Annotated in this window: 2 protein-coding genes; both read left to right on the plus strand. The window is 51.9% G+C overall.

What is annotated here, in order from left to right; translation table 11 throughout:
• Nucleotides 1-149 precede the first annotated feature (149 nt).
• The gene (locus tag EZI54_RS23705; RefSeq protein ID WP_131484311.1) at nt 150-551 is read left to right on the plus strand and encodes a GFA family protein; all 402 of its coding nucleotides are present in this window, start codon (nt 150-152) and stop codon (nt 549-551) included.
• Nucleotides 552-647: 96 nt separating this feature from the next.
• Complete coding sequence (locus EZI54_RS23710) at nt 648-1,004, plus strand: hypothetical protein (RefSeq protein ID WP_131484312.1); 357 nt, start codon at nt 648-650, stop codon at nt 1,002-1,004.
• The last annotated feature ends 276 nt before the right edge of the window (nt 1,005-1,280 follow it).

The following is a 1,280-nucleotide window of genomic DNA, read 5'->3' on the forward strand; positions in this document are numbered from 1 at the left end:
CTGTAGCGACAGGGTTGGTCAAAATGCATAACCAATAGTTCCAGTACGTTCCGGGCCTGACGCCCCTCCACCGGACAGCCTTGCCGCCGCTTCGCTCTGCCAAGGCTGCCGCTGAACAACGGCGTTAATGTTTAGAAGGAGATCGCCCTATGGGGCTGAAGGGAAGCTGTTTGTGTGGCGAGATAAGTTACGAAATCGACTCTGTGGATATGCCAATTGTGCACTGTCATTGTCAGACTTGTCGGAAAGCCCATGCGGCTCCGTTTGCCTCTACGGCTGGCGTAAAGCGCGAGAATTTCCGTTGGCTCAAGGGCGCGAGCTCCATTTCTACGTTCGAATCCTCGCCTGGAAAATTGCGCCATTTTTGCAAGCGCTGTGGTTCTCATTTGGTAGCAGAGAGGCCGGCGCAGCCGCATGTAATTGTTCGGGTCGCTACTCTGGATGATGAGCCTGAATTGAGACCAGAGGCTCATATTTGGGTTTCACATGATGCACCATGGCTTGAGTACGATAGGGCACGCAAGCATAGAGAATGGCGTGACGACATTTAACCAGTCAATCAAGTTCGTTCCCGGCCTGCGGCCGTCCACCGGACGCCCCTGTCGGGCCGCCGCTTATCATTGGCGTTATGAGTGTATGGATCTCCTATGGAAAATGACCTCGTATTAGTGGCGCTGGATGCAGAGCAGATAGCCAAAGCGAAAGAGGAAAATGGGAAGCGTAAGCAGATAACCCATGCGCTTGTCGTTGGAAACTACGGGGTGATGTTCGGTACTAAGAAGCAATGCATGAAGTATTACTCGGTCTGGAAGGATAGCTTCAAGGACCTATTCGGCAAGTGCTACGAAACTGACCAGTACCATCTCACCACCTACACCAGCTCCGGTAATGTGGTGATGGACCTAATAGAAGAATCCGATAGACGTAAACCCAAGATAGATTTCATCGAAGAAGCGGTGAATCGCGAGAAAAAAGGCTTTTGGGCCAAGTTGTTTGGCCGCTAGCAAAACTCATAACCAGTAGTTGCAGTTCGTTCCGGCCCTGAAGGGCCTACACCGGACGCCCTTTTCTCCGCTTCGCTGCAAAAAGGTCGCCGCTGAACAATGGCGTTATGTGGTGCCCGCCATGCTACAATCACGATTTTTGAACAATATTTAATCACGGGTAGCCAGGACGCTACTCAGCAAAGAAAGGAACTCTGACTATGAGTAATCTGATTGCCGCCTGCGTTGGCGACATGCACGTTTGCCCGATCAAAGGGCACGGATCTTCCCCCATCA

The organism is Marinobacter halodurans (assembly GCF_004327985.1).
Lineage (GTDB): Bacteria > Pseudomonadota > Gammaproteobacteria > Pseudomonadales > Oleiphilaceae > Marinobacter_A > Marinobacter_A halodurans.